Below are 24,393 nucleotides of genomic sequence, written 5' to 3' on the forward strand. Positions count from 1 at the left end.
GCGGCAGCTTGGCAGCGTGGACGAAACGCGCGGGCGAGGCTAAACCAGCGCCATGTCCATCGGCGTCTTTGACTCAGGGGTTGGCGGTCTTTCCGTCCACCGCGCTCTCGTGCAACGCCTCCCGCAGGCGGATTTCACCTATCTGGCCGACCAGGCCAACGCGCCCTATGGCGTGCGCACCGGCGAGGAGATCGTCGATCTTACCCGCGCCGGCTGCGAGCGCCTGTTCGACACCGGCGCCAGTCTGGTCGTGCTGGCCTGCAACACCGCCAGCGCCATCGCCCTGCGCCGCCTGCAGCAGACCTGGCTGCCCGGCTATCGCAAGGCGCTGGGCCGGCCGGTCAGCGTGCTGGGCATTATCGTGCCGACCATTGAGGCCGCCACCGGCCTGCCCTGGGAGCACGAGGCCGAGCGGCGCGGCGACAAGGTCGAGCAGCTGGACGTACTGGGCGTGTTCTCGACCCCGGCCACGGCGCGCTCGCGGGTCTACGAGATCGAGATCGACAAGCGTAAACAGGACCTGGCGGTGTTCTCCCAGCCCTGCGGCGACCTGGTTCCGATGATCGAGGCCGACGCCGGCGTGGTCGAACTGGCCAAGGCCGTCGAGGCCCATGTCGAGGCGCTGAAGACCCGCATCGGCCGCTATCCGCACCGGGTAGTGCTGGGCTGCACCCACTATGAGATCATCGCCGACATCTTCCGCGCCGCCCTGCCGGCCGGCACGCCGCTGATCCAGCAACCCGCCGCGACGGCGGACGCGCTGGAGCTTTATCTGGAGCGCCATCCGGAGCTGGATCCGGGCACGGGCGGGTCGCGGGCGTTCCTGACCACCGGAACGCCGGGCCCGCAGAACGGCCTGGTCGAAAGCTTCTGGGGTGGCCCGCTGCGGTTCGAGGCGGCCTAGCGGTCGAAACGCACACAACGCATCATGGTCTCCGGGTTCGCCCCGGCCGCTTCGCGCCTCTCCACACTAACTCAGCGAGCCGTCGCGTGAGGCCGAGACGCCGGGTCCCCTAGACCGCCGCGTGGTCCTTCAGGACCCCTAGCGGAACAATCGCCAGCATCTCCTCGTGGGAAGCCTCCAGCACCACCGGCGGGGCCAGGCCCGCATCGAGGGCGTCTTTCCAGCGGCCGGCGCACAGGCACCAGCGGTCGCCGGCCTTCAGACCCGGGAAGGCAAATTCGGGTCGGGGGGTGGAAAGGTCATTGCCCGCCGCCTTGGAGAACACCAGGAACGAGTCGGTCATCACCGCGCAGACGGTATGGAGGCCCAGATCATGCGGACCGGTCTCGCAGCAGCCGTTGCGGTAAAAGCCCGTCACGGGGTTCACGGAACAGGGGCCCAACTCCCCACCCAGAACATTGCGGGCGTTCTCGTCATAGCGCGTGGTCATGCAACGATCCTATCCCGCTTCGCGCGATCCGTGACCAAGATTAGCGCGCGTCGAACGTCTTTGCTTTTGCCGTGGCCCGCGCGTGATTAAGAAGGCTGTATAAGAAAAGACCGCAGGAAAGTTTGCATGTCCACCGTCGCCCGGCCGCGCCGCAGCGCTCTCTATATGCCCGCCTCGAACGCCAAGGCGGTCGAGAAGGCGCGCACCCTGGACGCCGACGTGATCATTCTCGACCTCGAGGACGCCGTGGCCCCCGAGATGAAGGCGGCCGCCCGCGACGCGGCCGTGGCGGCCGTCAAGGCCGGCGGCTTTGGGGCCCGCGAGGTGGTGATCCGCACCAATGGCCTCGACACGCCCTGGGGCGCCGACGATCTCGCGGCCGCCGCCGAGGCCGGCCCCGACGCGGTGCTGGTGCCCAAGGTCAATGACGCCGACGACGTGCGGCTCTATGACTCCGCCCTGCACGCCGCGCCCAGCACGATGCGGCTGTGGACCATGATCGAGACCGGCAAGGCCGCTTTCCACCTTTGGGAAATCGCCGCCGCCAGCCAGACCACGCGACTGTCGACCTTCGTGATGGGGGTCAACGACTTCGCCAAGGAGATGCGGGCCCGCCAGACGCCGGACCGCGCGCCGTTCCTGCCGCTGCTGACCCTGTCGGTCGCCGCCGCCCGGGCCCACGGCCTGACCATCCTGGACGGGGTGCACAACGACATCGAGGATCTGGACGCGCTGGAGACGGTCTGTGTCCAGGGCGTCGACTTCGGCTTTGACGGCAAGACCCTGATCCATCCCAAGCATCTGGAGATCTGCAACCGGGTGTTCTCGCCGTCCGCCGACGAGATCGCCTGGAGCCAGGCGGTGATCGCCGCCTTCAAGGCGCCCGAAAATACGGGCAGAGGGGCCTTGCGGGTCGACGGCAAGATGGCCGAGCGCCTGCATCTGGCCCAGGCCGAGCGCCTGGTCCTGGTCGCGGACGCCATCGCCGCCAGGGTCGGTTAGGATCTGTTGATGCGGGCTCTGGCTCTTCTTTTCGCGCTGTTCGCCGGGCCGGTTCTGGCTCAGGAGGCGCCGGTGGCGACCGCGCCGCAACCGGTGGCCCCTGCCCTATCGGCGGATCCCTTGCCGACCCCGCCGGATCCGGCGCCCGGTCAATCGGTCCCTGTCGCCCTTGATCCGTTGGGCGATCTGATCACCCAGACCGGTACGACCGACGAGGAAGACGCCCCGCCGACCGCGCCGGCACCCTATCACAAGCCCACCCTGCTGCCGATTCCGACGCCGGAACCGCCCTCTGTGTCCTACCCGCCGGACGGCGACCATGCCGTGCCGCAGGGCAGCTATGTCCCGGCCGAGCGGATCTACGAGATGCGGGTCAAGGGCTCGATCGTCGCCGCCCAGGGCCTGCAGGGTCCGCTGGACGGCGGCTGGAAGGTCTTGGGTCCCGATGGATCGACCCTCTACGTGCTGCAGATCGTTGATCCGGCCGGGGGCTATGGTCCGGTTGAGGGCGCCTGGCGCGACGTGCGCCGGGCCGGCGCGGTCGGCTCGACCGGCCTGATCGAAAGCGTCGAACGTTCGGGCTCCGACCTTGTCGTTCGCTTCAGCCCCAGGGGCGGCCCGCCCACCGTGCTGAGCCTCAGCCCGGCCGGCTCGACCCGCTGGAGCGGCAATCTCTATGACGCCGGCGTCAACCAGACGGTGACCGCCGACCGCGAGGCCCCGCCCAGTCTGCCGCCGGGCTATGTGATCCAGGGCCGCGGACCGGTGATCTGGGGCGCGCCCCGCGCCGCGCCGGCCCGCTCGACCCCGGCCAGGGCGGCGGTCTGCTCGACCAAGGGCAAGACCGGCAAGGCGCTGAAGGCCGCCAAGGCCAAGTGCGCGGCCGCCGCCAAGAAGGGCGGCGCGAAAGGCAAGGCCGTCGCCAAGGGCAAGAAGGGCTCCAAGGCCAAGGCGACCCCCGCCCGTAAGGGCAAGGCGACGGCGAGCAAGAAGAAGGCTCCGGCCAGGAAGGCGCCGAACCTGCGCTAAAGGCTCAGGGCCGTCTTCGCCGCCGCGACCGCAGCCTCGAGGACATCCGGCGCGAAAGCCTCGGCGGGGCTGTGGCCCCAGACCGGCCCCGGCCAGGCCGGATCGCCGATCCGCCGGCCGATGACATGGACGTGCAGTTGCGGGGTGACATTGCCCAGGGCGCCTACATTCAGTTTGTCGGCCCCAAGGTCCAGGGCGATGCCCAGGTCCCGCACGGCCTGACCAGCCAGGACGATCTCGTCCAGCAGGGCGATGCGGTCGGCCGCCGACAGGTCCTCGATCTCGCGCAGACCGGCCTGGCGTGGGATCAGCACGATCCACGGATAGCGAGCGTCCCGCTGCAGCCGGGCCTCGCAAAGACGCAGGTCGCCCAGCGGCTCGGAGGTGGCGACAAAGGCCGGGTCCAGAACGAACTCAGCCACGTTTTGGAACTGCCGCCCAATAGTCGAAGTCGAGGATGACGTGCTCGTTATAGACCCCCGCCTCGTCCTTGCCCGGGAAGTCGTCGCAGGGCCGGTCCTTGGTCGCCACCAGCCGCAGGCGCAGGGCCCCGACGCCGTCTCCAAGGTCGGCCTTGTCCAACACCTCGCTCCAGGCGAACACCGTGGCCCCGGCGAAATAGGGGCTGACATGGCGGCCACCATTGATCGCCAGGATCAGGCCGGCGTTCTGCAGGCCGTTAAACGACAGGGCCTTGGCGGTGGAGATCACCACGCCGCCATAAACGAGGCGCCGGCCCGACGGGTCCTTGGCGCGCTCGAACTGGTTGAAATGGACCTTGGCGGTGTTCTGCCAAAGCCGGGTGGCCATGGCGTGCTCAGCCTCCTCGATGGCCATGCCGTCGACATGGTCGATCCGCTCGCCGATCTCGTAGTCCTCGAAAGCGTGCGGCGCGCCACCCAGGGCGTAGTCGTACTTCGAGAAATCCAGGGTCGCGGGAATGATCAGATCCCTAGCCGCCACAGCCTCGGCCAGCTTCGGGGTCGCCTGCTCGGGGACCTCCGCCTCGGCCGAGCGCTTGCGCACCATCACCCAGCGCACATAGCTCAGAACCCGCTCGCCGCGCTGGTTGGTCCCGGTGGTGCGCACATAGACGACGCCGGTCTTGCGGTTGGAATTTTCCTTCAGCCCGATGACCTCGGACTCGGCCATCAGGGTGTCGCCCGGATACACCGGCGCCAGGAACAAGCCCTCGGCATAGCCCAGATTGGCCACGGCGTTGAGACTGATGTCGGGCACGGTCTTGCCGAACACGATGTGGAAGGCGATCAGCGGATCCACCGGGGCTGCGGGCAGACCGCTGGCCCGGGCCACCTCGTCAGACGAGAACAGCGAAAAGCGCGGGCCGTAGAAGGCGGTGTAAAGCGCCACATCCCCCGCCGTGACCGTGCGCGGCGTCGCGTGGACCAGCACCTGGCCCAGCCGGAAGTCCTCGAAATAGTTCCCGGGGTCGGTCTTGCTCATCCCTGCACGTCCTTATCGTTGTTCAGACAGTCTTGCCGCAGTGCAGCGAAACGGGAAAGGGGGCTTGAGGCTTGGCCGCTCCGGGCGTAGACCGCCGCGAGAATTTTCATCTACAGTCCTGACGGAGACCCTATGGCTCGCGCGAAGATCGCCCTTATCGGCGCCGGCATGATCGGCGGTACCCTGGCCCATATCGCCGCTCGCGAAGAGCTTGGCGACATCGTCCTGTTCGACATCAGCGAAGGCACGCCGCAGGGCAAGGCCCTCGACCTGGCCGAAGCCTCGGCGGTGTTTGGCAAGGACATCAGCCTCAAGGGCGCCAACGACTATGCCGACATCGCCGGCGCAGACGTCTGCATCGTCACCGCCGGCGTGCCGCGCAAGCCGGGCATGAGCCGCGACGACCTGCTGGGCATTAACCTGAAGGTCATGAAGGCCGTCGGCGAAGGCATCAAGGCCCACGCCCCCAACGCCTTCGTGATCTGCATCACCAACCCGCTCGACGCGATGGTCTGGGCGCTGCAGCAGTTCTCGGGCCTGCCCAAGGAAAAGGTCATCGGCATGGCCGGCGTCCTGGACTCGGCGCGTTTCGCCTACTTCCTGGCCGAAAAGACCGGCGTTTCGGTCGAAGACATCCACGCCTGGACGCTTGGCGGCCACGGCGACGACATGGTGCCGATGGTCCGTCACTCGACGGTCGGCGGCCTGCCGCTGCCGGAACTGGTCAAGCAAGGCTGGATGACCCAGGAAGAGCTCGATGGCATCGTCAAGCGCACCCGCGGCGGCGGCGGCGAGATCGTCGCCCTGCTGAAGACCGGTTCGGCCTTCTATGCTCCGGCTGAAAGCGCCATCGCCATGGCCACCAGCTATCTGAAGGACAAGAAGCGCGTCCTGCCGTGCGCCACCTTCCTGACCGGCCAGTACGGCCTGGACGGTCTCTATGTCGGCGTGCCGGTCGTCATCGGCGCCGGCGGCGCGGAAAAGATCGTCGAGTTCGAAACCAATGACGAAGAGAAGGCGATGTTCGCCGCCTCGGTCGCCTCGGTTAAGGGCCTGATGGAAGCCTGCAAGGCCATCGACCCCTCGCTGGTCTAGGCTTTGACTTCAGTCTGAATGACGAAGGGCGGCTCCTCGCGGAGCCGCCCTTTTTCGTGGTCGCTGGCCGGCGTCAGTGCGCGGCGTCGCCCGGCTCGGCCGAGATCTCTTCCAGCGTCTTGCCCACTTGCTTGGCGCCATAGTCCTTGGCCACATCGCCCAGCGACAGGATGCCGGTCAGGGCCCCTGCGTCGTTGAGCACGATCAGGCGGCGGATCTGGTGGCTGGCCATCTTGGCCGTGGCGTCTGCCAGGGCGTCGTCATCCTTGACGCTGAACACTTCGCCGTCGGTCATGGCTTCGGAAATCGGCGAGTCGAAGCTGCGGCCTTCGGCGACCACGCGCAGAACGATGTCGCGGTCGGTGACCAGACCTACCACCTTGCCGTCATCGACGATTGGCACCGCGCCGGTTTCGACGTGGGCCATCATCTGGGCGACCTTGCGCACCGTATCGGTGGGGGCGGCGGTCGAGACCTGGCCGGTCATGGCGTCGCTGACTTTCATGGGGGTAACCTCGTGGTGTGAACTCGAACCCCCTAAACCCTTGCCGATCACCTCGCGTTCCCCGCTTTCGCTTCGGAGGCGTCCGCCCTATCTGTTCGCCACATCTTCCAGCGGAGTTTCCATGACCCTTTCCATGCATCAGGCTAGCGTCCCCGTCTTCGTCCAGGGCCTGAAGGGTCTGAAGGGCGTGCTGACCAAGGCGGCCGCCCAGGTCGAAGCCAAGGGCTGGGACGCCGACGCCCTGCTGAAGGCGCGGCTCTATCCCGACATGTTCCCGCTTCTGCGCCAGGCGCAGATCGCCACCGACTTCGCCAAGGGCTGCTGCGCGCGCCTGGCCGGTGAAGACGTGCCGGCCTGGGACGACACTGAAACCAGCTTCGCCGAGCTGATCGCCCGGGTCGACCGCGCCATCGCCTATGTCGAAGGCCTGGACGCCGGCAAGTTCGAGGGCGCCGAGGACCGTGACATCACCCTGACGCGTCGCGGCGAAACCAGCGTGGTCAAGGGCCTGACCTATTTCCAGACCCAGGCGCAGCCCAACTTCTTCTTCCACCTGACCACCGCCTACGCGGTCCTGCGCCACAACGGCGTCGAGATCGGCAAGCGCGACTATCTCGGGACCGTCTAGGGCTTCCGGAAAACGTGGATGGCCCCGACGCCGCTGATATCGATCGGGGCCATCGCGACCTCCAGCCCCGCCGCCTGCGCGAACGGGACCGGGTCGGCGAGATAATAGGTCAGCCGCTCGTGGCTGTGCCCGGCCGCAGCCCCGGGGGCGGCTTTGGTCACGAAGTCCAGCACCAGATCCATCCGTCCGAGCTTGGGATTGAAGCTGTGCTCCAGGATGTAGAGCGCGACATGACCGCCGCCCTCGAGAGCGTGCAGGAAAACCGGTTTGTCGGATGGCGGCGGCGGCTCTCGCATCCGGTCTTCCACGGGCAGGTGAAAAGCCGCCAGTCCACCCGGCTTCAGATGTCGCGCCACGCCCTTGAACGTATTCCTCCAGGCCGCGCCGGCCGGCACGTGGGCCAGAGTGAAATAGGTGCAAAGCACCAGATCGAAGGTCTCGCCCAGTGACAGCGAGGCCATGTCTCCCAGCTTGAACCGAAGGCGAGCGGCTGTTTCGGGGTCCAGAGCCTTTCGCTTGGCCTCGGCCTGGTCGAGCATGGCGGGCGCGATGTCGAGGCCCAGAACGGAATGTCCGCGCTTGGCCAGATCCAACGCTATCCGGCCCGTTCCAGCCCCGAGCTCCAGGATCTGGCTGGGGTCCTTGGCAAGCCCGGCATAGACGTCCAGATCACCTGACAGCGTCTTGTCGGCGGCGGTCAGCAGATCGTAGTGAACCGCCGAGAGGCCCTTGCTGGAATAGTACGGCCGGGTGGTCGGGGCCATTCGTGCGCCTTGAGCGGTGATCAGGATCGGGGCGTGACCCTGAACGACGGATCGCGGGCTTGTCCAGACTCGACGTCCCAACGCCCGGCTTTGACTCTTCGCCATTTCCTGTGCATAAGCGCGCGCTTCCGGCGCTTCATCAGCAGCGCCTCTACCGTCACGACCCCAGCCCGCTAGCGCGGGATCCATCTGGACGAGGCCGGTGAGGACCCCCGTCGACGTGATCGTCCACGGGGGCTGATTGCGTTTGGAGATTTGGGTTCAAACAGGGTTCGACATGTTCGACGGCCTTACAGAGCGGCTCTCCGGCGTATTCGACCGCCTCGGCGGTCGCGGCGTGCTGTCCGAAAAGGATATCGACGAGGCGCTGCGCGAGGTCCGCGTCGCCCTGCTGGAAGCCGATGTCGCCCTGCCGGTGGTCAAGGACTTCATTAGCAAGGCCAAGGAACTGGCGTCGGGCGAAGCGGTCATCCGCTCGGTCAAGCCGGCCGACCAGGTGGTCAAGATCGTCTATGACGGTCTGGTCGACATGCTGGGCGGCGAGGAGCCGACCGGCCTGAACCTGGCCCTGAACCCGCCGTCGGTGATCCTGATGACCGGCCTGCAGGGCTCGGGCAAGACCACCACCACCGGCAAGCTGGCCCTGCGCCTGAGCAAGAACGAGCGCCAGAAGGTGCTGGTCGCCTCGCTCGACACCCGCCGCCCGGCCGCCATGGAACAACTGGCCATGCTGGCTCAGCAGGTCGGGGTCGAGAGCCTGCCGATCGTCGCCGGCCAGAGCGCCGTCGATATCGCCAAGCGCGCCATGAGCGCCGCGCGCCTCGGCGGCTACGACGTCCTGATCCTCGACACCGCCGGCCGCACCACGCTGGACGAGGCGATGATGAGCGAAGCGGCGGAAATCGCCCGCATCGCCCAGCCGACCGAGACCCTGCTGGTCGCCGACAGCCTGACCGGTCAGGACGCGGTTCGTACCGCCAAGGCCTTCCACGAACGCCTGCCCTTGACCGGCCTGATCCTGACCCGCGCCGACGGCGACGGCCGGGGCGGCGCGGCGCTGTCGATGCGCCATGTCACGGGCCTGCCGATCAAGTTCCTCGGCGCCGGCGAGAAGGTCGACGCGCTGGACGTGTTCGACGCCCGCCGCGTGGCTGGCCGCATCCTGGGTCAGGGCGACGTTGTCGCTTTGGTCGAGCGCGCCGCCGCCGATCTGGACCATGCCGAAGCCGAGCGCATGGCCAAGAAGCTGGCCAAGGGCCAGTTCGACCTCAACGACCTGTCGTCGCAGCTGTCGCAGATGCAGAAGATGGGCGGCATGCAGGGCATCATGGGCCTGCTGCCCGGCGTCCAGAAGGCCAAGAAGCAGATCGCCGAAAGCGGCATCGACGACAAGGTTTTCCTGCGCCAGCAGGCGATCATCAGCTCGATGACCAAGCTGGAGCGCAAGAAGCCCGACATCCTGGCCGCCTCGCGCAAGCGCCGCATCGCGGCCGGCGCCGGGGTGGAGGTGGCCGAGGTCAACCGCCTGCTCAAGCAGCATCGCCAGATGGCCGATATGTTCAAGGCCATGTCCAAGGACGGCGGCAAGAGCCTGGCCCGGATGGCCGGCATGATGGGCGGCGGCGACATGTCGCGCCTGAAAGCCATGGGCGGCGGCAAGCAGGCCGCGCCTGATCAACAGAATTCCGCGGGAGGCCTGCCGGGTCTTCCCGGTCTCGGCGGTGGCGGCGACGCCAAGCCGAACCTCCTTTCCGGCCTGGGCGGCGGCCTGCCGCCCGGTTTCAACCCGTTCAAGAAATAGAACTCGAACTCAAGGACTACCGATATGCTGAAGATCCGTCTCGCCCGTGGCGGCGCCAAGAAGCGCCCGTACTACTCGATCGTCGTTGCTGACAGCCACTCGCCGCGCGATGGCCGTTTCATCGAAAAGGTCGGCACCTACAACCCGCTGCTCAAGAAGGACGACGCCGCTCGCGTTACCCTGAAGATCGAGTCGATCCAGGCCTGGATCGCCAAGGGCGCCCAGCCGACCGACCGCGTCGCGCGCTTCCTGGCCGCTCAGGGCATCGGCTCGTGGACCCACGGCAACAACCCTGAAAAGGGCGCACCGGGCAAGAAGGCCCAGGAGCGCATCACCGAGCGCGCTCAACGCGACGAAGACCGCAAGGCCGCCGACGTGAAGGCTGCTGAAGACGCCGCCGCCGCCGCCGTCCAGGCTGCTGAAGACGCCAAGGCCGCTGCCGAAGCTGCTGCCGAAGCCGCCGCCGCCGCTGCTGCGGAAGCCGCTGCTGCCCCGGCCCCCGAGCCGGTTGCTGAAGAAGCGCCCGCCGAAGAAGCCGCTGCCGAAGAGGCTCCGGCCGCTGAAGCCGCTTCTGAAGAGGCCCCGGCCGCCGAAGCTGAAAAGACCGAAGGCTAAGGCCTTTTGCGCTGTCGCCCCGGTCTTCGGATCGGGGCGGCGATGCAACATCTTCGATGAGCACCCCCTCCCCCGCCAACCTGATCCTCGTCGGCCGCGTCGCCGGCGGCTTTGGCGTGCGCGGCGAGGTGAAGATCGCCACCTATACCGAAGAGCCGATGAGCCTGGCCGGCTTCAAGGCGCTGCTGCGCCAGGATGGCTCGCCGGCCCTGACCATCGTCTCGGCCCGCGTGGCCAAGGAAGGCCTCGTCACCCGCTGCAAGGGGATCGAGACCAAGGAGGCCGCCGACGCCCTGCGCGGCCTGCGTCTGTATGTCCCCCGGGATTCCCTGCCCGAGCCGGACGAGGATGAATTCTACCTGACCGACCTGGTCGGCCTGGCCGTCCGCCACATCTCCGACAATACCCTGCTGGGTTCGGTCAAGAGCGTGCAGAACTTCGGCGCCGGCGACCTGCTCGAGATCCAGCCCGCCCTGGGCGGCCAGACCTGGTTCCTGCCCTTCACCCGAGCGGCCGTACCCGAGGTGAAGATCCAGGAGCGCTTGATCCTCGCCGATCCGCCCGCCTTGGTGGGAGAACCGGAAGGTCCGGTCGAAGAGGCCGATGACAGCGACGGCGCCGAGCGCCACTACGACTGACGACGGCCAATTCCAGGAGTTCGAGGACATGGCGACCGACGGGAAGTGGCGGGTCACCGCCTCGCGCTATGTTCACAAGGATCGCTGGATCGCTGTTCGGGCGGACGATTGCGTCACCGAAGAGGGCGCGGTGGTCGCCCCCTATTACGTGCTGGACTATCCCGACTGGGTCGAGATCATCGCCCTGGACGCCGATGACAATGTGTTGCTGGTCAAGCAGTACCGACATGGCATGGGCGGTAGGTCGATCGAACTGCCCGCCGGTGGCATGGAGCCGACCGACGCCGATCCGCTGCAGGCCGCCAGTCGCGAACTGCTGGAAGAGACCGGATGCGCCGGCGTTCTGACCCTGGTCGGCGAAACGCGGGCCAACGCCGGAACCCACTCCAACCGCACGCACATCGTCCTGGCGCGTCAGGTGGCGAAGGTCTCAGAGCCCAAGGACGACCCGACCGAGCGGATCGAGAGGCTCTGGGTCCCGGCAGTCGAGGCGCTGCGCATGGCCCTGGCGGGCGAACTGACCGTCGGCATGCAGGTCGCCTCGCTCCTGCGCGGCCTGGCTCAAGCCGGCGTTGCGTCAATCCGCCTGGCGAACCCGGCTAGGTCTTGATGCGCATCAGGCCTTTCTGCGCCACCTATGCCGAAGAGCCCATGAGCCTCGCCGAAGGGGCGGCGCAAGAGGATTGATCTCGAAATCAATCAAAGAGAGAGTATTACAACCGACACTCTCAAAGCGATTTCCAGCCCTATGCCCGTCGATCTACCCGCCGCCGACAGGGCGTTTGCCCATATCCATCAGATCCGGGGCCAGAGTGTCGTTCTCGACGACGCGATCGCCGCTCTGTTCGGCGTCGAGACCCGGCGCCTCAACGAACAGGTCCGCCGCAATGCCGCTCGGTTCGAGGGCTATGCCTTCCAACTGACGGCGGGAGAGATCGCCAACTTGATATCGCAAAATGCGACATCAAGTTCCTGGGGCGGCCGGCGCAAGCATCCCTGGGCCTTCACCGAACACGGCGTGGTCATGGCGGCGACGGTTCTGAAGTCCGATTCCGCCATCGCCGCGATGAAGATGATCGTCGAAGTCTTCGTCAGTGCGCGTCGAAGACAGGACGCCTCAGCGCAAATCACCAACGGCGTGAGTGTTGGAAACGGCCTGATCCCCAGGCTGACCCAGGCGATGGCGGCGGTGCTGGATTCGGTGGTGAACCAGCATCACGGAACCTCGGTCCGGGAGGAGGCCCAGGACCTGCTGGACCGCTCCATCGCCCATCTGAAGGATCGGCTATCGCGCGCCGGTCTGGAAAATGAGGAACTTGCAGCCCGGGCGACCAAGCTTCTGGCGGAAGCCTAGGCCAGCAAGGCGACCGCCGCCAAGACCCAAGCCGAGGCCGGCGAAATCGAATTGCGTGTCCTGGCGCGCAAGCTCCAGCTGGTGATCGAAGCCGAGCGCGCAATGACCGGGGGCGATATCGAACGGTTCGTCGGCGTCCTTGAACGGCTGGGCGGTTAGAGGCCCTACGTCTTGATCCGCATCAGGCATTCCTGCGCCACCGAGGCCAGCAGGGTGCCGTCCTGGCTGAACATCTGGCCGCGCACCATGCCGCGACCCTGCGAGGCGCTGGGGCTGTCCTGGGCAAACAGGGTCCAGTCATTGAAGTTGAAGGGCCGGTGGAACCACATGGCGTGGTCCAGGCTGGCCGACTGCAGGCCGGGCGTGGTCCAGATCAGGCCGTGGGGACGCAGGGCGCTTTCCATGAAGGCCATGTCAGAGGCATAGGCCAGGGCCGCCTGCTGCATCTTGACGTCGTCGCCGATCGGGGCGCGAGCCCGCATCCAGACCTCCTTGGTGCCCGATTTCTTCTCAGGCTTGACCGGGTTCTGCGGATCGACCCAGCGGATGTCGATCGGACGCGGCTTGTCCAGGAAGCGCAGCATCCTGGGGTGGACCTGGTCACCCAGGCTGCGCAGGAAGTCGCCCTCGGTCTGGACAGCCTCTGGCGCCGGAGCGGCGGGCATCGGCGACTGGTGCTCGAAGCCCTCTTCAGGCGTCTGGAACGAACAGGCCAGGTTGAAGATCTGCTCGCCATTCTGGATCGCAGCCACCCGCCGGGTCGTGAAGGTGCCGCCGTCGCGGGCCCGTTCCACCTCGTAGAGGACGGGAGTGTTCACATCGCCGGGCCGGATGAAATAGGCATGCAGCGAGTGGCAGATCCGCTCGGGAACGGTCTTGTAGGCGGCCAGCAGGGCCTGGGCGATGACCAGGCCGCCAAAGATGCGCGGAAAGCCGTCATTGGGGCTGGTTCCACGGAACAGGTTCACCTCGATGGCTTCGAGGTCGAGGATGTCGGCGAGGTTTTCAGGCGTCTGCATGGCGATGGGTTATTCCCCAAGCGCCGCCGGGGCAAGACGCGACCTTGCGTCATGTCGTCCCGATCGCCATCGTTTAGGCATGCCGCCACCGATCGTGCACCACCCTGCCTTCCGGGCCGAGATGCCAGTGGGGCACCGGTTTCCGATGGACAAGTTCTCGCGGCTGGCCGCTGTGCTCGAGCGCGAGGGCCTGCCGGGGGCCGATGGATTTCATCTTCCAGAGCCGGTCGACGTCGAAACTCTGCGGCTGGTCCACACGGAAGATTATGTGCGTGGCGTTATCGAGCAGTCGCTGCCCGCCGACATCGTGCGCCGCATCGGCATGCCCAACAGCGAGTCAGTAGCGCTCCGGGCGCGGTCGGCCACGGGCGGCACGCTGCTGACCGCGCGACTGGCCCTGGAGTACGGCCTGGCCTGCAACACCGCGGGCGGCAGCCATCATGCGGCGGCCGAGAGCGGGGCGGGTTTTTGCGTGTTCAACGACGTCGCCGTTGCGGCGAAACGCCTGCTGGCCGAAGGCGCGATCGGCAAGGCGCTGGTGGTGGATCTGGACGTCCACCAGGGTGACGGCACGGCGCGGATCTTCCTGGATGATCCCAGCGTCTTCACGTTCTCGATGCACGCCGAAAAGAACTTTCCGGCCCGCAAGGCGGTCAGCGATCTGGATATCGATCTGGCAGACGGAACCGGCGACGAGGTCTATCTGGCGACGCTGGCGGAGATCCTGCCGGCGCTGCTGGCGCGCGAGGCCCCTGATCTGGTGTTTTTCAACGCCGGGGTCGATCCGCACGTGGATGACAAGCTGGGGCGTCTGTCCCTGAGCGACGACGGCCTGGCGCGGCGCGAGGCGTTCGTTCTGGGCTGTTGTCTGGAGAGGCAGATCCCCGTGGCGGGGGTAATCGGCGGCGGATATGACGCCGACATCGATCGTCTGGCGCATCGTCACGCCCTTCTCCACCGGGCTGCCCGTGAGGCCTTCAAGGCCTGAGGGCGGCAAGCCCGGTGGAGCTATGCGGCGGTCACTTAGAAGCTCGTGGCGAGCGAACCGACGATAACAACGAGCGGCAGAACCGCGAGAACCAGGGTGGCGAAGCCGGCGATGGCGTTGGTCTTGATGGTCATGGTCTTGATCCCTTTTGTTGGCCGCCGCGGTTGTTCGCGTCCGGTGAACAGGGATATAGGCCCGCCGTTTGGTGAATACCCGTTACCTTTGCGTCATGAAGGCTTTTTAAGGAACTTCCAGCCATCAATTAGCATTACATTGGTGTAATTTTATGTGAACGGCACCGGTCGGAGCAATATTTTACTTCGTCCCATACCGCTTCCCACTTCTTTCGCCACGTGAACGGGCGACCGCAGGACAAGCACGGTTTGGAGGGCAGATCGCCCTTGCGGACGGCCTTGCCGCCACTGCGTCCGCCGCGTGAGGTCCGGCCCTGGGTCATGCCCTCCCCTACTCCTCGGACTGCGCGACCAGGAAAATACCCCGCAGCGTGGCGATCGGTGCGGCGCGGGTTTCCTGCCAGGCCTCGACATGGACGTTGGCGACCCGGCGGCCCAGTTTCTTGATCGTGGCGCGGGCATAGGTGGTCACAGGCCGGCCCGAGCGCAGATATTCGATCGAGACGTCCACCGTGCGCGGCTGGCGCTTCAGCGGCGCGGCCACCGACAGCTGGGCCAGGGCCGTCATTTCCATAAAGGCGCCCAGCACGCCGCCATGAATGGCCGGCAGCATCGGATTGCCGACGATGTGGTCGGAGAACGGCAGGATGGCGGTCATCTCGTCGCCGGCCAGTTCGGCGGTGATGCCCAGGAACTTGGCGTAGGGGATCGAGCCCAGCACGGCGACCAGGCGGTTTTCGGCGTCGCTCATGCGGCGTCTCCCGTCTTTTTGGCGGCCGGCGGGCCAGTGCGTGAAGGCTTCAGATTGGCCCCGGCCTTCTTGCCGGCGCTGCTGTCGAGCATGAAGGTCGCCTGGGCGGTCGCCACGGGATCTTCCGGGTCGTCCTCGTAGGCGACGGCGCGGACGAAGGCCACCGAGCGGGTGATCTTGTAGCAGTGGGCGCGGGCCAGCACGTCGCGACCCGGCTCGGCCGGGCGCATATAGTCAATGCGCAGGTCCAGGGTGGCGATCGAGGTCCAGGCCTCGAGGGCCGCATGCACGGCCTGGCCGCTGGCATGGTCCAGCAGGGTGGTCATCACCCCGCCGGCGATGACGCCGGTCTCGGGGTCGCCGACCATCTCGGGACGGTAAGGCACCTTGAGGATCGCGACGCCGTCGCCGATCTTCAGGGTGACAAAGCCCAGGGCCCGCGCCTGCGGGCTGCCCTCGTTCATCGCCGTGGCGATCATCCGGGTTTGTTCGTTGTCTTCGCTCATGCGGCTATGATTAGCAGTCCGCGCGTTGTCATATCCACTGTGATCAAGCCTGAAGACCTTCTCTGTCCCCGCCCGGGCGGCCTCTACTGCCCGCCGGGGGACTTCTATATCGACCCAGTCCGCCCCGTGGACCGGGCCGTGATCACCCATGGCCATGCCGACCACGCCCGCGCCGGCCATGGCGTGGTCGCCGCCACGCCGCAGACGCTGGCAATCATGGCCGTGCGCTATGGCGAGGATTTCGCCGGTCGCCGTGAGGTCGTGCCCTATGGCGGCAGCTTTACCCACAACGGCGTCGAGGTGACCCTGGTCCCGGCCGGCCACATCCTGGGTTCGGCCCAGGCAGTGGTGCGCTGGAAGGGCCTGACCATGGTGGTGTCCGGCGACTACAAGCGTCGTCGCGACCCGACCTGCGCGCGGTTCGAGCCCGTGCCCTGCGATGTCTTCATCACCGAGGCCACCTTCGGCCTGCCGGTGTTCCGTCATCCCGATGACGCCGGCGAGATCCGCAACCTGCTGGCCAGCGTCGCCCAGTTTCCCGACCGCACCCATCTGGTCGGCGCCTATGCTTTGGGCAAGGCCCAGCGGGTGATCCGGCTGTTGCGCGAGGCCGGCTGGGATCAGCCGATCTATGTGCATGGCGCGCTGGAGCGGCTGAACGCCCTCTACGAGGATCACGGGGTCGATCTGGGGCCTCTGCTGCCTGCCACCACAGAGCAGTCCAGGTCGGCCTTCGCCGGCCAGATCGTCATCGCCCCGCCTGCGGCCATCGCCGACCGCTGGTCGCGCCGTTTCGCCGATCCGGTCGACTGCTTCGCCTCCGGCTGGATGCGCGTGCGGGCCCGGGCCCGGCAGAGGGGCGTCGAGCTGCCGCTGATCCTGTCCGACCACGCCGACTGGGACGAACTGACGGCGACTCTGTCCGAGCTGCGCCCCGGCGAAGTGTGGATCACCCATGGGCGGGAGGAGGCCCTGCTGCGCTGGTGCGAGCTGGAGGGCTTGCCCGCGCGGGCCCTGCGGTTAGTGGGTTATGACGAAGAAGAGGGCGAGTAGGCCAGGGTTGATTTCGTCCCCCCGGCGATAGCCGCAACCCCCTGCCCCATCTCGTCTCACGCAACCCATGCTGCAGCTTTCGCGTTCCCCACTGACTCCAACCTGAACAAGACTTCATCGAACCGCCGTCAAATGGCCTCGCGACGGCCTTTCGCTCGACGCGTCGTCGGGGCAAAGGTTGAGTTCAAGGAGACCGCATGACGAAGACCCCGACCACCCGTCGCGCCCTGATCGCCGCCGCCGGCGCCAGCCTGGCCGCCGCCTCGTTCGGCGCGCCGGTGTTCGCCCAGTCCAGCACCCCAAAGGCCGCCGCCCTGACCCCCGAACAGAAGGGGCTGGTCGACAAGGCCACCGGCTACATCCAGGGCCTGACCTCGGCCAAGGGGCGGTTCATCCAGACCGACCAACGCGGCACGGTCACCCAGGGCACGCTCTTTATGCAGCGTCCAGGCAAGGCGCGCTTTGCCTATGAGGGCCCCTCTGGCCTTCTGGTCGTCAGCAACGGCAACAACGTCAACATCTTCGACAGCCGCCTGAAGACCTTCGAGAGCTATCCGCTGAGCCGCACCCCGCTGGCCCTGCTGCTGGCGCGCGAGGTCCGGCTGGATCGCGGCGTGGTCATCACCGACGTGCGCCGGCTGGCCGACGGCTTTACCATCGTCGCCCAGGACGCCCGGCGTCAGACCCTGGGCCGTATCAGCCTGGATTTCAGCGACGGCCCCGTCTCGCTGATCGGCTGGACGGTCAGCGACGTGAAGGGTGGCCAGATCCGCGTGCGCCTGGTCGATTTCGACAAGACCGGCGATCTGGACCCCAAGCTGTTTGTGCTCACAGACCCCCGCCCGCGACGCGCCGGAGCCAAGTCTTGAATGTGACATTCACACAACAGGCAAGAATCAACATCTTTGCCCCTTGACTATTAATCGTGCAGTGGCATATTTGACACGCATGGCGACGAGAGCCCGACCCTCTCCTCGCAAACCGTGCCGGATCCTATCCCCTCCCGGCCGCGGCATGAGAGACCCGACTTTCGCCCAGGCGCTTCAGGCGCCTGGGCGTTTTTCGTTTCCGGCGGCGTTCAAACCTTTTAGAGCCCAACCATGCGCCTCCGTATCGCCACCTGGAACGTCAACTCCGTCCGCCTGCGCGCCGAGCAGGTCGCCCGCTTCGTCGATGAGCAGGCGCCCGATGTGCTGTGCCTGCAGGAGATCAAGTGCCAGGAGGGCGAATTTCCCCGCGAAGCCTTCGAGGCCGCCGGTCTGCCGCACCTGAAGATCGCTGGGCAAAAGGGCTGGCACGGCGTGGCCATCGCCTCGCGCCTGCCGTTCGAGGACGTCCCGACCCTGATGACCTGCCGCGAGGGCCACGCCCGCTGCGTGGCGGTCAAGGTGGCCGGCGTCGACATCCAGAACTTCTACATCCCGGCCGGCGGCGACACGCCCGACCGGATCGGCAATCCCAAGTTCGACCACAAGCTCGACTTCTACGAGACCCTGACCGCCGCCCTGAAGAAGCGTGACCCGAAGGATCCGCTGATCGTCACCGGCGACCTCAATATCGCGCCGGGCGAAAATGACGTCTGGAGCCACCGCCAGATGCTGAAGGTGGTCAGCCACACGCCGGTCGAACTGGAAGCCTTCGACGCTATGATCAGGTCGATGGGCCTGCTGGACCTGCCCCGCCTGGCCGTCCCGGAACCCGAGAAGCTGTATTCCTGGTGGAGCTATCGCGCCGCCGACTTCCGCAAGTCCAATCGCGGCCTGCGCCTGGACCACATCCTGGCCAGCCCAGGCCTGCGCGACGCCGCCTTCGTCGACGGCAAGGTGTCGGCCAAGGTGCACGACACGGTGCGCGAATGGGAACGCCCCAGCGACCACGCGCCGGTGACGGCGGATCTGAAGGTTTAAAGGCGCCCGTCGAAAGGACTGCCGGCAAACGCGTTCCGGAAGCCTTCCCCCAGCTTGGGCGTCTTCTGGTCGGTTGGCGGACGCTCGCGCGCCAGGCTCTGTACGATCCTGACGGCCTCGGCGATGACGGGATTCCAGTCGCGCGGACGCGCCTGCCGGATCAGATGAACCGAGGCGTACCAGGGAAGGGTGGAGCCACCTTTCATGTAGCGCCACTCGGCGTTCTGGGGCAGCAGCGCGATGCAGGGTTTGCCCAGGGCGCCAGCCAGATGAACCGTCGCATTCTGGACCGAGATCACAAGATCCAGGGTCTCGATCAGGTCGGCGAAGTCCTGAAAGTCCAGCAGGTCTTCCGGCGGAAAGTGGCGAATGGGCGAGGCCAGGGTGGCGTTGACCTGTTCGATCTCGGCGGCGACGTCGCCATACTGAAGGCTGACAATCTGGCAGTCCGGCAATTCAAGCAGACCGCGTAAGGCTTCCAGTTCGACAGACCGTTCCGCTCGCCCGGTCTGCGGGACCCCGCCGCGCCACGAGATGCCCACTCTCAGGCCAGCGAGACGTTCACCCAGCCGCGTCGCCCAATGCGAAGCCCCGGCCGGCTGCGCCTTGAGATAGGGACGCGCAGGGAAGTCGGCCGCGACCCTGCGAAAGGCCGCCCCGAGGCTGCTCATCGCGAGCAGAACGTCCACGGCGCCGCTGTCGATCTGTGCGCCGCTCGGATGAACGAACGATACGCCCGGGAACGCGTTCTGGAGCACAGACATCAGCCGCGGCTCGCACAGACAGACGATGCTCTTGGCCACAAGCTGAAGGTCCGCGATCATGCTGGCGAACATCACCTGGTCGCCAATGCCCTGGTCACCCATCAGCAGCACGCGCTTTCCGACAAGGTCGGCGATCGTCGGGGCGGTCTTCAGCAGCGGAACAAGGGCCACCGGAACGACGCCGCGGGTCTGGGCAAGGTCTTCCGATCGCCACCGCGCCTCGTAGTCGGGCCAACCCAGGGCGAAATCGCCATTGGCCAGCCTGAGAAGTCCGCGTTGGTACAGCGGGACGGCCGAGTCCGGCCGCAAGAGGGCTGCCTGATCGAAATAGGCCAGGGCCTGTTCGCTTTCGCCCAGCACACGATGCATCTTGCCCAGGCGCACCAGGTTGTCGAAGGCGACGGTGTCGTCCTGCAGGGCCTCTGCATAGGCCTCGATCGCCTCCCGCTGGCGGCCGGAATTGGCCAGGGAGTCGCCGCGCAACTGCCACGCCGCGCCGAAGGCCGCATTTGTGGCCAGCGCTGCGTCGGCTATGGCCAGAGCGTCATCATAGCGGCCTTGCAGCTGGAGAATCCGGCCCAGGATCCAGAGGGGCTGGGGCGCCGCTGGAGCGAAACGATGGGCTTTTCGCACCAGCGTCTCGGCTTCCTGGACCTGACCGGCGGCCTCCAACTGGCTCGCAAGGGCGAGGAGGGCTTCCACGTCCCGCGGGTTCTTCAGCAGGCGACGGCGCAGCAGATTGGCGGCCTTACGCGGCTCAGCCTCCGGCATCGGACCTCGCGACGCTCACGGTGCGGGCCAGGGCCTCGCGCCATTCGTCGGCATAGTCGCAATCGGCGTATTCCGCAAAATAGGGCCCGCCACGCGTGAAGTGCGCGATCTTCGCTGTCGGACTGTGCGGGTATTCGCCGACCAGCCAGTTCCATTCCAGAGGCAAGGCTCCGATCTGCGCGTCGCTTTCCAGCCAGCGGAACTGGTGCAGATCCAGGCCGCTGGCGGTGTTGACATAGTCGGGTGTCAGGGCCCGGCAGCGCGCGTTGTTGAACAGGACCACGCTGGACCAGTTCTTCTTGGGATAGGGCAGTTGCACGTGGCCGAGAAACTTCTCGCGGTCGCGGGGCTCGTATTCGTGCTGCGCCACGATCACCGCGAAACGATCATCCGCCAGGGCGAAAAGCTCGGCGATATCGGCCCTCACCAGCATGTCGCAGTCCATGAACAGCGACCAGCCCTCGTAGCCAGACAGATAAGGGGTCAGGAACCGGCTGAACGAAAAATCGGTGGATTGCTGCGTTATGCGAGGCCTGTCGTGAAGCCGACCCAGCGTCGACAGCGCAATCGGCAGGATACGGATCGGCCGGGACGCGTGATCGACAAGGCTCTGGCAGAGGGCGTGATAGGCGACGCGCTCGGCGATGTCGTAACCGATATAGATGTCCAGCGTGGGGGGAGGTGACAACCGAGGCTCCAGGCGCGGCGCTGCGGGCAAGGTGTTCCCGAAACGGAGCTAACCTTTTAGCGTCGGCGGACAAAACACCAAGATGATTTGGCTCTCTGAGCGCGGAAGGCCCAGGATTGGGCCGTGCCGTGTCACCGCCGCCGCCCGATCAGCGCTGACAAATAACTCTCCATCAGCAGCACGAACTCGTCCTCCAGCACGGCCGGCGACAGGTTGAGGTCAGGTTCGGCCGCAGCGGCGCGCAGCAGGCCAGCCACCGCATGGGTCAGGACGAACAGGGACTCCGGCGAAAGGTCGAGGTTCAGTTCGGCCCGGCCGCCGATCGCCGCCAGGAAGGCCTGGTGGTGATGGGCCATCACCGCGTCGCCGCCGTGATCGAACAGGGCGTCCAGCAGCACCTTGCGGGTTTCGGGCGAGCCCTCGAAGGTGGTCATCAGGGCCTGGACGATCGGCCGGACGCTGCCCAGTTGCGGGGCCGCGATCAGGGTCTGGGCGATCTTGCCGCGCGCGGCCTCGGCCCGGCGCTGGGCCATGGCCGCCAGGATCTCCGACTTGCCGCCGAAATACTGGTAGAGCGTGCCGATACTGACCCCGGCCCGCTGGGCGATGTGGTTGGTGGTCAGGCTCTCCAGACCGCCGGCTTCCAGAAGTTGAAAGGTCGCGTCGAAGATCGCCTCGACCGTGGCCTCGGCCCTCGCTTGCCGGGGCGTTCTGCGTGATTTCTCAGTCACTTGCCGGCTTCCTTCGCGCGACGATCGCTCGCCGGGCAAGGCGAGTAGAAACATGAGCAATGCTTACATAACCTGACATCCAGGGCGAGGGGCCATCCGTCGCAAGGGGTTTCGAGCATGATCGGCACCATCGAACAGGTCCGCGCCCGGGTCGCCGACCAGAAGACCCGTCAGCCGGAGCTCTATGGCGGCATCGACTTCACCCTGACGCCCGAGCGGTTCACCCAAGATCCCGCCGACAGCATCGCGCCGCGCACCGTCAAGGGCGCCGAGCCGACGGCGGAACACTTCGACCTGGTGCGGGCCTACACCCTGCTGGGCGACCGGGTGGCCGACGCCTATGCCGGCCTGATGCCGCAGCACGGCTTCCGGGGCCTGATCGCCATGCTGACCAAGGCCTGTGACGAGGGACTGGAGGCCGTTCCCGACGCCCCGCCCGAGCTGGTCGCCTTCATCCGCGACATGGAGCAGGTTCCCGACTGGGTCGATATGGATCTGGTGCGCGAGGGCGCGCGGCTGGACCGCAACGCCGCCGCCAATCTGTCGCCCTTCGCCATCCGGGGGGCGTTCGTCGCCACCTTCATGAACAAATATGCGGCCCTTCCCATGGCCCTGACCGGAACCCTGGGCCACGAGACCGCCGCGCGGCGGGTCAATGAAACGGCCAGCTTCTTCACCACCACCCTGTTGCCGGACGCCCTGGAGCGGCATGGCGCCGGCTTCAAGGCGGCGGCCATGGTGCGGCTGATGCATTCGATGGCGCGGTTCAACGCCCTGCGCCGGCCCGGAGCCTGGGATCCGAAGGTCTATGGCGTGCCGATCCCGCAGGTCGACCAGATGCCGGCCGGCCTGATCCCGATCTTCCTGCTCAGCTACAAGCTGCTGGCCCGGGGTCGCACCACCTTCACCGCGGCCGAGCGGGCCCGGGTCGAGCTGAGCCGCTATCGCTGCTACCTGCTGGGCCTGCCCGAGGACCTGCTGGCCGACACGCCGGTGGGCGTGGTCCAGACCATGACTGCTCGCAACCAGACCCTGCGCAGGGGTTTTGACGACGAGACCTGCGGCGCCCTGGTCCGCGCCACTCTGGCGGCCTATCTGCCGCCCGACCGCTCGTGGCGCAATCGCCTGTTCGACACGGTCGAACGGGGCTTCGCCAAGGTGTTCTTCCTGCGCCAGTTCATGGGCGGCGACGTCGCGGCGGCGGCCCGAATGGGCGTGCAGATCACGGCCGGCGACCGCGCCTTGTTCCTGCTGGCCGCCGCGATCGTCACCAGCCGCATGGCGATCTATGGCCTGGCGCTGAAGATTCCGGGCCTGCGGGGACTGGCCGACCGCGATCTGGTGGCCCAGTTGCGGCAGCATCTGGTCCGCTATGGCCACGCCGAGTTTACGACCGACGCGGCGCAGTATCGCCCGACCAAACCCACGACAGAGCCCGCGCCGGCCTAGCTGGCGATCTCAACCAGGCCCAGCTTCACCCAGACGGCCTTGTCCTTCAGGGTCGACTGGATCCACTCGGCATGAACCGCGCGTTCGGCCTCGGTCGAGCGGGCCGCCAGCGGGCGAGGGCGGGCGCCATAGGCGCCGGCCTGCAGCTGGGCGGTCATTTCGGCGGTGACCACCGCCGTCAGTTCCAGGGCGCGTTCCTTGCCGCCCTGCAGTTCCAGATAGACCTCGGCCAGCAGGTGGGCGTCGATCAGCGCCCCGTGCTTGTCGCGGCTTTCAAGGCTGATCTTGTAGCGTTTGCACAGGGCGTCGAGCGAATTGTACATGCCTGGAAAGCGCTTCTTGGCCATGGCCAGGGTATCGACCCAGCGGGCCTCGGGCAGGGCGGGCCGGCCGCACTTTTCCAGTTCGAAATTGACGAAGCTTCGGTCGAAGGCGGCATTGTGAGCCACCACGACGGAGTCGCCGACGAACTCCAGGAACTTGTCGGCGATGGCCTCGAACCGCGGCTTGCCGGTCAGAAACTCGATCGACAGGCCGTGAACCTTCTGGGCCTCGGCCGGCATGTCGCGCAGCGGGTCGCAATATTCGTGGAACGAGCGACCGGTCGGCATGAAGTCGACCACCTCGATGCAGCCGATTTCAACCAGGCGGTCGCCGGTCTTCGGATCAAAGCCGGTGGTTTCGGTGTCGAGGATGATTTCCCGGGCCATGCCGATTCAATGGGCCGGTTCGGCGGCCCCTTCAAGTCACGCAGGTTGTCGCAGGGTCGCCAGGATCTGACGAACCTGTTGATGGGCGTGCTCCAGCCCCTGACCGGTGTCGATGACAAAGTCGGCGCGGGCCCGCTTTTCGGCGTCGGGCAGTTGGCGGGCCAGGATGGCGTCCAGCTTGGCCGCGTCCATGCCGGCCCGGGCCAGGACCCGCTGGCGCTGGACCTCGGCGGGGGCCGAGACCACCACCACCTTGTGGACCCGCTTGTCGCCGCCGGTTTCGTACAGCAGGGGGACATCCAGCACGACGATGTCCTTGCCGTCGGCCGCCGCCTTTTCGAAAAAGCCGATCCGGTCGGCGCCGACCAGCGGATGGACGATGGTTTCCAGCCTCTTCAGGGCTTCGGGGTCGCCCATCACGACGGCGCTCAGCCGGGTCCGGTCGATGGCCCCGTCAACCACCACGCCGGGAAAGGCCGCCTCGACCGGGGCGACCGCTGCGCCGCCGACCGCGTAGAGCGCATGCACTGCGCCGTCGCTGTCATAGACGGGTACGCCTTCGGCCTCGAACATCGCCGAGGTGGTCGACTTGCCCATGCCGATGGAGCCGGTAAGGCCGACGATGATCATGGT

The 24,393-nt window shown here is 66.8% G+C and carries 29 protein-coding genes and 1 pseudogene; 15 read left to right on the top strand and 15 right to left on the bottom strand.

Annotation, left to right across the window (positions count from 1 at the left end; genetic code table 11):
* Positions 1-52 precede the first annotated feature (52 nt).
* Complete coding sequence (locus tag ACN2C8_RS18180) at positions 53-904, top strand: glutamate racemase (RefSeq protein ID WP_419253443.1); 852 nt, start codon at positions 53-55, stop codon at positions 902-904.
* Positions 905-1,013: 109 nt separating this feature from the next.
* Here ACN2C8_RS18180 and ACN2C8_RS18185 read toward each other — a convergent pair whose 3' ends face one another.
* Positions 1,014-1,394, bottom strand: coding sequence for a DUF2237 family protein (locus ACN2C8_RS18185; RefSeq protein WP_419253444.1), 381 nt, complete (start codon positions 1,392-1,394; stop codon positions 1,014-1,016).
* Between the two features lie 126 nt (positions 1,395-1,520).
* Between ACN2C8_RS18185 and ACN2C8_RS18190 the strand changes: the two genes are divergently transcribed.
* Together ACN2C8_RS18190 and ACN2C8_RS18195 are read left to right on the top strand one after the other, a co-directional pair.
* Positions 1,521-2,396, top strand: a complete 876-nt coding sequence (locus ACN2C8_RS18190) for an HpcH/HpaI aldolase/citrate lyase family protein (protein ID WP_419253445.1) — start codon at positions 1,521-1,523, stop codon at positions 2,394-2,396.
* Between the two features lie 9 nt (positions 2,397-2,405).
* Positions 2,406-3,425 (top strand): hypothetical protein, encoded by a 1,020-nt coding sequence (locus ACN2C8_RS18195; protein ID WP_419253446.1) that lies wholly within the window; start codon positions 2,406-2,408, stop codon positions 3,423-3,425.
* Here ACN2C8_RS18195 and ACN2C8_RS18200 read toward each other — a convergent pair.
* Entirely contained in the window at positions 3,422-3,847 is a 426-nt protein-coding gene (locus ACN2C8_RS18200; protein WP_419253447.1) for an HIT domain-containing protein, read from the bottom strand. The genes ACN2C8_RS18195 and ACN2C8_RS18200 overlap by 4 nt on opposite strands.
* Positions 3,840-4,889, bottom strand: a complete 1,050-nt coding sequence (locus ACN2C8_RS18205) for a MaoC family dehydratase (protein ID WP_419253448.1) — start codon at positions 4,887-4,889, stop codon at positions 3,840-3,842. Before ACN2C8_RS18205 ends, ACN2C8_RS18200 begins: the two co-directional genes overlap by 8 nt.
* Before the next feature lie 132 nt (positions 4,890-5,021).
* On the opposite strand from ACN2C8_RS18205, the gene mdh reads away from it, so the two are divergent.
* Positions 5,022-5,984 (top strand): malate dehydrogenase, encoded by a 963-nt coding sequence (mdh, locus tag ACN2C8_RS18210; protein ID WP_419253449.1) that lies wholly within the window; start codon positions 5,022-5,024, stop codon positions 5,982-5,984.
* A 73-nt stretch (positions 5,985-6,057) separates the two neighbouring features.
* On the opposite strand, the gene ACN2C8_RS18215 is transcribed toward mdh, so the two are convergent.
* Positions 6,058-6,489, bottom strand: a complete 432-nt coding sequence (locus tag ACN2C8_RS18215; RefSeq protein ID WP_419253450.1) for a CBS domain-containing protein — start codon at positions 6,487-6,489, stop codon at positions 6,058-6,060.
* Positions 6,490-6,610: 121 nt separating this feature from the next.
* On the opposite strand from ACN2C8_RS18215, the gene ACN2C8_RS18220 reads away from it, so the two are divergent.
* Complete coding sequence (locus tag ACN2C8_RS18220; protein ID WP_419253452.1) at positions 6,611-7,117, top strand: DUF1993 domain-containing protein; 507 nt, start codon at positions 6,611-6,613, stop codon at positions 7,115-7,117.
* Here the strand turns inward: ACN2C8_RS18220 and ACN2C8_RS18225 are convergent.
* A complete protein-coding gene (locus tag ACN2C8_RS18225) occupies positions 7,114-7,881 on the bottom strand; it encodes a class I SAM-dependent methyltransferase (protein ID WP_419253453.1) in 768 nt (255 codons plus the stop codon). The genes ACN2C8_RS18220 and ACN2C8_RS18225 overlap by 4 nt on opposite strands.
* Positions 7,882-8,158: 277 nt before the next feature.
* Between ACN2C8_RS18225 and ffh the strand changes: the two genes are divergently transcribed.
* The 5 genes from ffh (at position 8,159) to ACN2C8_RS18250 (ending at position 12,289) form a co-directional block, all read left to right on the top strand.
* A complete protein-coding gene (ffh, locus tag ACN2C8_RS18230) occupies positions 8,159-9,682 on the top strand; it encodes a signal recognition particle protein (protein ID WP_419253454.1) in 1,524 nt (507 codons plus the stop codon).
* Positions 9,683-9,706: 24 nt separating this feature from the next.
* Positions 9,707-10,297 (top strand): 30S ribosomal protein S16, encoded by a 591-nt coding sequence (gene rpsP / locus ACN2C8_RS18235; RefSeq protein ID WP_419253455.1) that lies wholly within the window; start codon positions 9,707-9,709, stop codon positions 10,295-10,297.
* Positions 10,298-10,353: 56 nt separating this feature from the next.
* Positions 10,354-10,935, top strand: coding sequence for a ribosome maturation factor RimM (gene rimM, locus ACN2C8_RS18240; protein ID WP_419253456.1), 582 nt, complete (start codon positions 10,354-10,356; stop codon positions 10,933-10,935).
* Between the two features lie 28 nt (positions 10,936-10,963).
* A complete protein-coding gene (locus ACN2C8_RS18245; protein WP_419253458.1) occupies positions 10,964-11,545 on the top strand; it encodes an NUDIX hydrolase in 582 nt (193 codons plus the stop codon).
* 138 nt (positions 11,546-11,683) lie between these two features.
* Entirely contained in the window at positions 11,684-12,289 is a 606-nt protein-coding gene (locus ACN2C8_RS18250) for an ORF6N domain-containing protein (protein ID WP_419253460.1), read from the top strand.
* Positions 12,290-12,453: 164 nt separating this feature from the next.
* Here the strand turns inward: ACN2C8_RS18250 and ACN2C8_RS18255 are convergent, their stop codons facing one another.
* On the bottom strand, positions 12,454-13,308 hold the full coding sequence (locus ACN2C8_RS18255; protein ID WP_419253461.1) for an acyl-CoA thioesterase: 855 nt from the start codon (positions 13,306-13,308) through the stop codon (positions 12,454-12,456).
* 79 nt (positions 13,309-13,387) lie between these two features.
* Between ACN2C8_RS18255 and ACN2C8_RS18260 the strand changes: the two genes are divergently transcribed.
* Positions 13,388-14,296, top strand: coding sequence for a histone deacetylase (locus tag ACN2C8_RS18260; RefSeq protein ID WP_419255922.1), 909 nt, complete (start codon positions 13,388-13,390; stop codon positions 14,294-14,296).
* Positions 14,297-14,331: 35 nt separating this feature from the next.
* Here the strand turns inward: ACN2C8_RS18260 and ACN2C8_RS18265 are convergent, their stop codons facing one another.
* From ACN2C8_RS18265 to ACN2C8_RS18280, 4 genes are all read right to left on the bottom strand, one after another.
* Positions 14,332-14,430 carry a hypothetical protein gene (locus tag ACN2C8_RS18265; RefSeq protein WP_419253462.1) on the bottom strand — a complete coding sequence of 33 codons (99 nt, stop codon included), beginning with the start codon at positions 14,428-14,430 and terminating at the stop codon, positions 14,332-14,334.
* 134 nt (positions 14,431-14,564) lie between these two features.
* Positions 14,565-14,753 carry a DUF2256 domain-containing protein gene (locus tag ACN2C8_RS18270; protein ID WP_419253463.1) on the bottom strand — a complete coding sequence of 63 codons (189 nt, stop codon included), beginning with the start codon at positions 14,751-14,753 and terminating at the stop codon, positions 14,565-14,567.
* An 8-nt stretch (positions 14,754-14,761) separates the two neighbouring features.
* Entirely contained in the window at positions 14,762-15,181 is a 420-nt protein-coding gene (locus ACN2C8_RS18275) for a PaaI family thioesterase (protein ID WP_419253464.1), read from the bottom strand.
* On the bottom strand, positions 15,178-15,687 hold the full coding sequence (locus ACN2C8_RS18280) for a PaaI family thioesterase (protein WP_419253465.1): 510 nt from the start codon (positions 15,685-15,687) through the stop codon (positions 15,178-15,180). The genes ACN2C8_RS18275 and ACN2C8_RS18280 overlap by 4 nt, the downstream gene beginning before the upstream one ends.
* Before the next feature lie 25 nt (positions 15,688-15,712).
* On the opposite strand from ACN2C8_RS18280, the pseudogene ACN2C8_RS18285 reads away from it, so the two are divergent.
* The 3 genes and pseudogenes from ACN2C8_RS18285 to xth all read left to right on the top strand — a co-directional run bounded on the left by ACN2C8_RS18285 (position 15,713) and on the right by xth (position 18,647).
* Positions 15,713-16,740 (top strand): annotated as a pseudogene (locus ACN2C8_RS18285) (ligase-associated DNA damage response exonuclease).
* Between the two features lie 197 nt (positions 16,741-16,937).
* Positions 16,938-17,609 (top strand): outer-membrane lipoprotein carrier protein LolA, encoded by a 672-nt coding sequence (locus tag ACN2C8_RS18290; RefSeq protein ID WP_419253466.1) that lies wholly within the window; start codon positions 16,938-16,940, stop codon positions 17,607-17,609.
* Positions 17,610-17,840: 231 nt separating this feature from the next.
* Entirely contained in the window at positions 17,841-18,647 is an 807-nt protein-coding gene (xth, locus tag ACN2C8_RS18295; protein WP_419253467.1) for an exodeoxyribonuclease III, read from the top strand.
* Here xth and ACN2C8_RS18300 read toward each other — a convergent pair.
* From ACN2C8_RS18300 to ACN2C8_RS18310, 3 genes are all read right to left on the bottom strand, one after another.
* Positions 18,644-20,182 carry a hypothetical protein gene (locus ACN2C8_RS18300; protein ID WP_419253468.1) on the bottom strand — a complete coding sequence of 513 codons (1,539 nt, stop codon included), beginning with the start codon at positions 20,180-20,182 and terminating at the stop codon, positions 18,644-18,646. The genes xth and ACN2C8_RS18300 overlap by 4 nt on opposite strands.
* The gene (locus tag ACN2C8_RS18305; RefSeq protein ID WP_419253469.1) at positions 20,169-20,870 is read right to left on the bottom strand and encodes a hypothetical protein; all 702 of its coding nucleotides are present in this window, start codon (positions 20,868-20,870) and stop codon (positions 20,169-20,171) included. The genes ACN2C8_RS18300 and ACN2C8_RS18305 overlap by 14 nt, the downstream gene beginning before the upstream one ends.
* A 131-nt stretch (positions 20,871-21,001) precedes the next feature.
* The gene (locus tag ACN2C8_RS18310) at positions 21,002-21,601 is read right to left on the bottom strand and encodes a TetR/AcrR family transcriptional regulator (protein ID WP_419253470.1); all 600 of its coding nucleotides are present in this window, start codon (positions 21,599-21,601) and stop codon (positions 21,002-21,004) included.
* Positions 21,602-21,718: 117 nt separating this feature from the next.
* On the opposite strand from ACN2C8_RS18310, the gene ACN2C8_RS18315 reads away from it, so the two are divergent.
* Complete coding sequence (locus tag ACN2C8_RS18315; protein WP_419253472.1) at positions 21,719-23,050, top strand: oxygenase MpaB family protein; 1,332 nt, start codon at positions 21,719-21,721, stop codon at positions 23,048-23,050.
* Here the strand turns inward: ACN2C8_RS18315 and dnaQ are convergent.
* Positions 23,047-23,760, bottom strand: a complete 714-nt coding sequence (dnaQ, locus tag ACN2C8_RS18320) for a DNA polymerase III subunit epsilon (protein WP_419253473.1) — start codon at positions 23,758-23,760, stop codon at positions 23,047-23,049. The two genes, ACN2C8_RS18315 and dnaQ, sit on opposite strands and share 4 nt — an antisense overlap.
* Before the next feature lie 36 nt (positions 23,761-23,796).
* Complete coding sequence (gene coaE, locus ACN2C8_RS18325; RefSeq protein WP_419253474.1) at positions 23,797-24,390, bottom strand: dephospho-CoA kinase; 594 nt, start codon at positions 24,388-24,390, stop codon at positions 23,797-23,799.
* Positions 24,391-24,393: the final 3 nt, after the last annotated feature.

Source organism: Caulobacter sp. ErkDOM-C, from assembly GCF_048541825.1.
In the GTDB taxonomy this organism is placed as follows: Bacteria; Pseudomonadota; Alphaproteobacteria; order Caulobacterales; family Caulobacteraceae; genus Caulobacter.

Coding starts and splice junctions, on each gene's coding strand:
- ACN2C8_RS18315 (WP_419253472.1), top strand. CDS start 21,719: ATGATCGGCACCATCGAACAGGTCCGCGCCCGGGTCGCCGACCAGAAG.
- ACN2C8_RS18180 (WP_419253443.1), top strand. CDS start 53: ATGTCCATCGGCGTCTTTGACTCAGGGGTTGGCGGTCTTTCCGTCCAC.
- ACN2C8_RS18195 (WP_419253446.1), top strand. CDS start 2,406: ATGCGGGCTCTGGCTCTTCTTTTCGCGCTGTTCGCCGGGCCGGTTCTG.
- mdh (WP_419253449.1), top strand. CDS start 5,022: ATGGCTCGCGCGAAGATCGCCCTTATCGGCGCCGGCATGATCGGCGGT.
- dnaQ (WP_419253473.1), bottom strand. CDS start 23,760: ATGGCCCGGGAAATCATCCTCGACACCGAAACCACCGGCTTTGATCCG.
- ACN2C8_RS18280 (WP_419253465.1), bottom strand. CDS start 15,687: ATGAGCGAAGACAACGAACAAACCCGGATGATCGCCACGGCGATGAAC.
- ACN2C8_RS18220 (WP_419253452.1), top strand. CDS start 6,611: ATGACCCTTTCCATGCATCAGGCTAGCGTCCCCGTCTTCGTCCAGGGC.
- ACN2C8_RS18275 (WP_419253464.1), bottom strand. CDS start 15,181: ATGAGCGACGCCGAAAACCGCCTGGTCGCCGTGCTGGGCTCGATCCCC.
- ACN2C8_RS18215 (WP_419253450.1), bottom strand. CDS start 6,489: ATGAAAGTCAGCGACGCCATGACCGGCCAGGTCTCGACCGCCGCCCCC.
- xth (WP_419253467.1), top strand. CDS start 17,841: ATGCGCCTCCGTATCGCCACCTGGAACGTCAACTCCGTCCGCCTGCGC.
- ACN2C8_RS18290 (WP_419253466.1), top strand. CDS start 16,938: ATGACGAAGACCCCGACCACCCGTCGCGCCCTGATCGCCGCCGCCGGC.
- ACN2C8_RS18260 (WP_419255922.1), top strand. CDS start 13,388: ATGCCGCCACCGATCGTGCACCACCCTGCCTTCCGGGCCGAGATGCCA.
- ACN2C8_RS18205 (WP_419253448.1), bottom strand. CDS start 4,889: ATGAGCAAGACCGACCCCGGGAACTATTTCGAGGACTTCCGGCTGGGC.
- ffh (WP_419253454.1), top strand. CDS start 8,159: ATGTTCGACGGCCTTACAGAGCGGCTCTCCGGCGTATTCGACCGCCTC.
- ACN2C8_RS18225 (WP_419253453.1), bottom strand. CDS start 7,881: ATGGCCCCGACCACCCGGCCGTACTATTCCAGCAAGGGCCTCTCGGCG.
- ACN2C8_RS18255 (WP_419253461.1), bottom strand. CDS start 13,308: ATGCAGACGCCTGAAAACCTCGCCGACATCCTCGACCTCGAAGCCATC.
- coaE (WP_419253474.1), bottom strand. CDS start 24,390: ATGATCATCGTCGGCCTTACCGGCTCCATCGGCATGGGCAAGTCGACC.
- rimM (WP_419253456.1), top strand. CDS start 10,354: ATGAGCACCCCCTCCCCCGCCAACCTGATCCTCGTCGGCCGCGTCGCC.
- ACN2C8_RS18250 (WP_419253460.1), top strand. CDS start 11,684: ATGCCCGTCGATCTACCCGCCGCCGACAGGGCGTTTGCCCATATCCAT.
- ACN2C8_RS18270 (WP_419253463.1), bottom strand. CDS start 14,753: ATGACCCAGGGCCGGACCTCACGCGGCGGACGCAGTGGCGGCAAGGCC.
- ACN2C8_RS18245 (WP_419253458.1), top strand. CDS start 10,964: ATGGCGACCGACGGGAAGTGGCGGGTCACCGCCTCGCGCTATGTTCAC.
- ACN2C8_RS18185 (WP_419253444.1), bottom strand. CDS start 1,394: ATGACCACGCGCTATGACGAGAACGCCCGCAATGTTCTGGGTGGGGAG.
- ACN2C8_RS18300 (WP_419253468.1), bottom strand. CDS start 20,182: ATGCCGGAGGCTGAGCCGCGTAAGGCCGCCAATCTGCTGCGCCGTCGC.
- rpsP (WP_419253455.1), top strand. CDS start 9,707: ATGCTGAAGATCCGTCTCGCCCGTGGCGGCGCCAAGAAGCGCCCGTAC.
- ACN2C8_RS18190 (WP_419253445.1), top strand. CDS start 1,521: ATGTCCACCGTCGCCCGGCCGCGCCGCAGCGCTCTCTATATGCCCGCC.
- ACN2C8_RS18265 (WP_419253462.1), bottom strand. CDS start 14,430: ATGACCATCAAGACCAACGCCATCGCCGGCTTCGCCACCCTGGTTCTC.